The following is a 4,627-nucleotide window of genomic DNA, read 5'->3' on the forward strand; positions in this document are numbered from 1 at the left end:
AGAGAGAAAAGAGAGCACTTCGTATTTGATAACGGTTGCGTTAGCTGCCATACGAATTTGGTAGATAATAAGCTAACCTCAGCCCAGGCTCAAAAGATGCACGCTCACTATCAAAGCTTGCTAAATACCGATAAGCAACTAACCTGCGCTAGCTGTCACGCCGAGGTAGGCCACAGCGGGCTAAACAATATGCTAAACTACTGGAAGCCTGAATACAAAATCTACGAAAAGAAAGCCGCAATCAAAAAAGAAGAGATAAAGAAGGCTTATTTTGGGGAGGATTATGTGGGGCCGAAGGTAGATAACAAAGAGGATAACGTCACCAAAAAGTAGGCTAAAATGAAGAAAATTTTGCTTGTTAGCGACGACGTGCAGATGCAGCTAAACCTCAACGCCGCGCTTTACCGCTTTAACATCCGCATAGTTCGTTTTGAAAATTTAAGCGAGCTAAAAGAGGATTACTATAGCGGCAACCGCTACATCTTTTACGTCATCGACGTAAAGACGAAGGATCTGGCAAATTTCGACTCGGTCAAATTTCTGCGAGATAACGGGAGCCTAACTCCCGTTATGATCCTTGTAGACAAGGCTATCCCCGCGCTTTATAAGAAAATTTACTACGCCAAGTACGACGATTTTATGGTTAAGCCTTTTTTGCCGGAGGAGTTTTTGTTTCGCGTGTTTAGAAACTGCCGAATTTTGCTCGGAAGCAAATTTGAGCTAAAAAACGGCGCTATATACGACAAAAACAGCCTCACTCTGCACATAAACGGCACAAATATAATGCTAGGCAAAAAAGAGGGATTGTTTTTAGAAATTTTGGCCAAAAACGCCCCGCACGTAGTAACGATCCAGGAGCTTGAGTGGAGTATCTATAAGGACGAAAACGTCTCGTCCGATCGCCTGCGCTCGCTCGTGCGTCAGCTACGCGCGAAGCTACCTTTTGAGCTAATAAAAACCGTGCGCAGTATCGGGTATAGTTTGGAGGAGTAGCTAGAGCTTAGGCAGGATCACCTCTTTTTGCGCGAGCCTTTCAAAGGTGCAGACGTCGCCGTAAATTTTAGCCAGCAGCTCGTCGTTTAAAACCTGCGCGACGCTGCCTTTTGAGACGATCCGCCCGTCACGGAAGACTATCACTTCGTCGCAAAACCAAAGGATGTGGTTTGGCTCGTGCGTGCAGATGACGATCGTCTTGCCGCCCGCAGCGATCTTTTTTAAAATTTTCCAAAGCGTGATCTGGTTTTTAAAATCAAGCGCGGACGTCGGCTCGTCAAGTAGTATCAGCGGCGTATCCTGCGCGAGCGCTCTAGCGATAAAAACTAGCTGCCGCTGCCCGCCGCTAAGCTCGTTCATCTTTTTATCGGCTAGATGCGAGATACCGATAAACTCCATCGCCTCGCTCACCGCCCTTTTGTCCTCTTTACTAAAGCCAAATAGGCTCTTTACGTGCGTGGAGCGCCCCATCAGGACGATATCCCTTACGAAAAACGGAAAATGCAGCTCGGTGTGCTGCGCGACGTAGGCTATGTTTTTAGCCATCCATGCGGGGCTTTTGTGCTTCGTGTTTTGCGAACCCACATAAATTTCGCCGCCTTTGATATGCAAAAATTTCATACAGCAGTTAAAAAACGTGCTCTTGCCGCTGCCGTTAGTGCCCAAAAGCCCGCATATGCTGCCTCTTTTGATCTCGATGCTTACGTCTTCTAGCCCGAATCCCCCGTAGCTAAAGGATAAATTTTTCGTTTGCAGTATCATTTTAGCAGCTCCTTTGCCTTGCTTCTTAAAAGCGCGATGAGAAAGGGCGCGCCCACCAAAGAGGTTATGATGCCCACGGGAATCTCGGCCATCGCTACCGTGCGCGCGAGCGTGTCGCATACGAGCAGATAGAGCGCTCCTATGAGCCCCGATAGCGGCAGCACCCATCTGTTATCAGGTCCACTTATGAGGCGCGCGACGTGAGGCATGATGAGCCCTATCCACGCGATGATGCCCACGTTTGCCACGCACACTGCGGTCATCAAAGTAGCGATCGTTATAAAGATAAGCTTGTATTTTTCGGGATTTATGCCGAGGCTTCTTGCCTGATCGTCGCCTAGACTTAGCAAATTTAACTTCCACGCAAGCGTGCAAAGCGCCAAAAAGCAAACTCCCGTGACCGAGGCGATCTCGCCTAGGCTTTGCCATTTGGAGTAGTACAGCCCGCCCATCATCCAAAATGTGATCTCTCTTAGCTGCGCGTCCTCGCTTACGTATTTTACGATCGATACGCACGCCGAAAATATCGAGCTTACGATGACGCCCGATAGGATAAGCCCCACCACGGGCACTATGCCGCCGTTTTTTGCGAGCGTGTAGGACAAAAATACCGCAAAAAACGAAAATGCAAACGCACTTAAAGCGATATTAAAAAATATGCCTGAAAACAGTATCGCTAGCGCCGCACCCAGGGCCGCGCGCGAGCTCGCTCCGAGTATAAAGGGCTCTACGAGCGGGTTTTTAAAGCAGGCCTGATATATCGCGCCCGCGTTTGAAAGCGCGAAGCCCACTATCACGGCGGTTAAAATTCTAGGCATTCTGATTTCAAAGATGACGGTTTGATCCATCTTAGAGATGCCTGCGGCGAGGATGTCAAAAATTTTCAAATTTAAAACGTCTAAAATTTTAGCGATCGAAATTTTATAATCCCCGAGCATGAGTGCCGCGATCATACAAACCAAAAGCGCGCCCAAAAGAACGAATAAAAATAGTAAATTTGACTTAAAAGCGCCGGGCTTAAAAGTCATTCTCTACCGTCCAGTCTAAAATTTGCTCGCTTCTAAGCGCCTTTGCCTGCTCCTCGCTCACGCCGTAAACGTCTTTGTAAAAATCGATGACGAATTTATGAACCTTGATGTCCGAAAAGAGCTGCGGATAGGCCGCTTTTGCGATTATTAGGATATCTATCGGATACTCCACGCGGCGCGCGCAGTTCATCGGCGACCACGGCATGGCGTAAACGCGCTTGTTTTTGATCGCTTTTAGCTCCTCTAGTTTTTCAAAATCTGCCGAATTTAAAAGCTCGCTCGCGGGATGGTAGCCGTTTGAGGTCGGCAGCACGATGACGTCGGGATCTATCGCGTAGAGCTGCTCGGTGCTTAAGATCACGTTTGAGCCGTCGCCTCTAAATGCGTTTTTAGCGCCCGCGATATTTTCGATGATGAAGGATTCTGGGGTATTTACGCCGTAAGCGCTCGCCACGCCGCCGTTTTTGCGGATGTTTGGATTAAGCCCCATGTAGAGCATGCTGACCTTTTGATCCTCTTTTAAATTTGCCGTGCGCTCCTGCACGAGTTTTTGGGTTTTATCGAGGTATTCAAAGAGCTTTAGAGCCTTGTCCTTTTGCCCGAATATCTCTCCGAGCACTCGCATCTCCTCTTGCATGGTTGCGATTTCAGCGCCTCTTGGAGCATAGATCACGGCAAGAGGTATCCCTAGCGCCTCGATAGTAGCGATCGTTTTTTCTACCGCGTCTTTATTTGAGCCGCGCAGCGTGCAGTCTCCGATACGAAGGATCACTAGCTGCGGATTTTCGTTTGCTAGAGCTTCAAAATTTATGACGTTTCCTTGCGGAGAATTTACGCAAGGCAGGTCATTTAGCCACGGATGCAGATACTTCATGACGTTCCATCCGCGAAGGGTATAGTTTTCGCCCGCTTTGGTGGTGAAGTCGTATTTGTAGTCTCGCTTCATAGACCACGAGCCGATGAGTTTTACTTTGTCGATGACGCCAAGATGCGTCATGACGCTCTCGACAAAGCCGTCGTCGATCGTAGCGACTCGCTCAAGCGGAGAAGCGATCTTGACCTCCGCGCCGCCTGATTAAATTTACCTAAATTTCGCTCCATCGCCGCGCTATAAAGCTAAAATTTAAAATAAGCCGTTTTGGGTATAATTTTCAAAAATTTCGGAGCGGTAAAATGGACAGAAAAGAGCTTCTAGGCGGCGTAAAACGCATCGTCGTAAAAATCGGCACCTCAACGCTGGCAAACGCGGACGGTTCGCTAAACGAGGACAAAATCAAGCAAATCGTGGCAAATTTGAGCGAGCTAAACGAAAACGCCGAAGTGGTCTTCGTAACCTCGGGCGCCGTGGGTGCGGGCATGGGGCAGATGAAGCTCGCGCACAAGCCAAAATCCATCGTCGAAAAGCAAGCTCTGGCCGCCATCGGGCAGGTCTCGCTCATCCATCTTTATCAAATTTTATTTTGGGCGCACGGCAAGACGATCGCGCAGCTACTGCTAACCAAGGACGACTTTAGCGACCGCCGCCGCTACCTAAATATGCGCAGCGTCCTGCGCTCCTTGCTCGCTAAAAAAATCATCCCCGTCATCAATGAAAACGATCCCGTCGTGGGCGAGGGTATCAAGGGCGTGAAAGTGGGCGATAACGACACGCTAAGCGCGCTGGTTGCGGGGCTAATCGAAGCTGATTTGCTCGTGATTTTGACCGATATCGACGGGCTATACGATAAAAATCCAAGCGTTTTTGCGGACGCTAAATTTATAAATTTGGTCGAAAATTTAGATGATAGCATTAGAGCGGCTGCGGGCGCGGAGGGCAGTAAATTTGGCACCGGCGGCATGCGCAC

General features: G+C 48.8%; 6 protein-coding genes. 3 read left to right on the plus strand and 3 right to left on the minus strand.

The window, feature by feature from the left end:
* Nucleotides 1-333, plus strand: a 333-nt coding sequence (locus Q0338_RS09450; protein ID WP_298086527.1) for a NapC/NirT family cytochrome c, incomplete at its 5' end; no start/stop codon positions are given.
* 6 nt (nucleotides 334-339) lie between these two features.
* Entirely contained in the window at nucleotides 340-993 is a 654-nt protein-coding gene (locus Q0338_RS09455; RefSeq protein ID WP_298086528.1) for a winged helix-turn-helix domain-containing protein, read from the plus strand.
* Here Q0338_RS09455 and Q0338_RS09460 read toward each other — a convergent pair whose 3' ends face one another.
* From Q0338_RS09460 to Q0338_RS09470, 3 genes are read right to left on the minus strand one after another with little or no spacing between them, the layout of a single operon-like run.
* Nucleotides 994-1,755: an ABC transporter ATP-binding protein gene (locus Q0338_RS09460; RefSeq protein WP_298086529.1), complete on the minus strand. Its 762-nt coding sequence runs from the start codon at nucleotides 1,753-1,755 to the stop codon at nucleotides 994-996.
* Nucleotides 1,752-2,783, minus strand: coding sequence for an iron ABC transporter permease (locus Q0338_RS09465; RefSeq protein WP_298086530.1), 1,032 nt, complete (start codon nucleotides 2,781-2,783; stop codon nucleotides 1,752-1,754). The genes Q0338_RS09460 and Q0338_RS09465 overlap by 4 nt, the downstream gene beginning before the upstream one ends.
* Nucleotides 2,773-3,780: an ABC transporter substrate-binding protein gene (locus tag Q0338_RS09470; RefSeq protein WP_298086531.1), complete on the minus strand. Its 1,008-nt coding sequence runs from the start codon at nucleotides 3,778-3,780 to the stop codon at nucleotides 2,773-2,775. The genes Q0338_RS09465 and Q0338_RS09470 overlap by 11 nt, the downstream gene beginning before the upstream one ends.
* A 176-nt stretch (nucleotides 3,781-3,956) precedes the next feature.
* On the opposite strand from Q0338_RS09470, the gene proB reads away from it, so the two are divergent.
* A partial coding sequence (gene proB / locus Q0338_RS09475) for a glutamate 5-kinase (RefSeq protein ID WP_298086532.1) occupies nucleotides 3,957-4,627 on the plus strand: 671 nt, incomplete at its 3' end.

The organism is uncultured Campylobacter sp. (assembly GCF_938018145.1).
In the GTDB taxonomy this organism is placed as follows: domain Bacteria; phylum Campylobacterota; class Campylobacteria; order Campylobacterales; family Campylobacteraceae; genus Campylobacter_A.

Excerpts from the sequence above, each read along its gene's own strand:
- Q0338_RS09455 (WP_298086528.1), top strand. The coding sequence starts at position 340 with ATGAAGAAAATTTTGCTTGTTAGCGACGACGTGCAGATGCAGCTAAAC.
- Q0338_RS09460 (WP_298086529.1), bottom strand. The coding sequence starts at position 1,755 with ATGATACTGCAAACGAAAAATTTATCCTTTAGCTACGGGGGATTCGGG.
- Q0338_RS09465 (WP_298086530.1), bottom strand. The coding sequence starts at position 2,783 with ATGACTTTTAAGCCCGGCGCTTTTAAGTCAAATTTACTATTTTTATTC.
- Q0338_RS09470 (WP_298086531.1), bottom strand. The coding sequence starts at position 3,780 with ATGACGCATCTTGGCGTCATCGACAAAGTAAAACTCATCGGCTCGTGG.